At 54.5% G+C, this 1,256-nt stretch carries 1 protein-coding gene; it reads left to right on the top strand.

Annotation, left to right across the window (positions count from 1 at the left end):
• Nucleotides 1-130: 130 nt before the first annotated feature.
• A complete protein-coding gene (locus GHK62_RS35385; RefSeq protein ID WP_153440666.1) occupies nucleotides 131-1,168 on the top strand; it encodes an IS110 family RNA-guided transposase in 1,038 nt (345 codons plus the stop codon).
• Nucleotides 1,169-1,256 lie beyond the last annotated feature (88 nt).

The following is a 1,256-nucleotide window of genomic DNA, read 5'->3' as shown; positions in this document are numbered from 1 at the left end:
CGATTAGATGGGATATTCGGCTTTGCGCCTCATCGTTGACCATGGTGGATTGCGGTGCTGCGCTTCTGGCTGATGGTAAAACGAGGTCATGTCTTTCAACAGCCTCAAACATCAAAGGGAGAAGCGCAACATGAAACACTATTGTGCACTGGATGTGTCGGTGAAAGAGACCGCGGTTTGCATTGTTGATGAAACAGGCAAGATTTGCCGGGAGACGAAGGTTGCCACTCACCCTGATGATTTGATCTTGGTGATGAAGGACCCGAAGTGGCAGATTGAGCGGATCGGTCTTGAAGCCGGACCACTGTCGCAATGGCTTTATGAAGGACTTGCGAAGGCAGGATTGCCCGTGATCTGCATCGAGACCAGGCATGCCAAGGCATTTTTGAAAGCTCAACCGAACAAGACGGACCGCAACGACGCGCGTGGCATAGCCCAGATGATGCGCGTCAATCTCTATCGGCCTGTGCATGTGAAGACACTGACGAGCCAGAAGCACCGGGCATTGCTGACCGCGCGCAAACTCTTGCAGGAAAAAGCCATCGCCATCGAGAATGACATTCGCGGATTGTTGCGAAACTTCGGCCTGAAAGTCGGATTGGTCGGCAAGGTCAAATTCGAGGAGCGGATCAAAGAGCTCGTCGAAGACAGACCTGAGCTTCGCGAAATCATGCAGCCTTTGTTGACTGCACGCAAACTGCTGCGTGAAGAGTTCACCAGGCTGCACAAGAAGGTTTTGGATTTGGTCCGTGAAGATGAAGTCTGCCGCCGGTTGACGACGATCCCCGGCGTCGGCCCCGTTGTCGCACTCACCTATACGGCAACCATCGATATTCCTGCGCGGTTTGCACATTCAAAAGCGGTCGGTTCTGTGCTCGGCCTGACGCCGAGACTGAACGAGTCTGGTGAAAGCAAACGGGTCGGGCGAGTATCCTGTTGTGGTGACGCGATGATGCGATCCCTGCTTTACGAAGCAGCGCAAGTCCTGCTGGCAAATGTTAAGAAATGGTCGTGGCTAAGAGCCTGGGCGATGAATATCGCCAAACGCCGCGGCAGGCAAAAGGCGGTTGTCGCCTTGGCCCGACGGCTTGCGGTGATCATGCATCGCATGTGGAGTGACGGAACCGAATTCTGCTGGACACGGGAGAGCTTGCCTGTCGCTGCGTAATTGGCAATCAGGGTAACGAGAATCAGAGGAGACAAGAAGATTCCGCCGCCGGTGGAAAGATGTCCTTCGCAGGACGACGGATGGGGTA

It is taken from the genome of Sinorhizobium terangae (assembly GCF_009601505.1).
Lineage (GTDB): Bacteria > Pseudomonadota > Alphaproteobacteria > Rhizobiales > Rhizobiaceae > Sinorhizobium > Sinorhizobium terangae.
The sequence above is the reverse complement of the archived record's forward strand: the minus strand, read 5'-3'. Positions and strand labels throughout refer to the sequence as shown.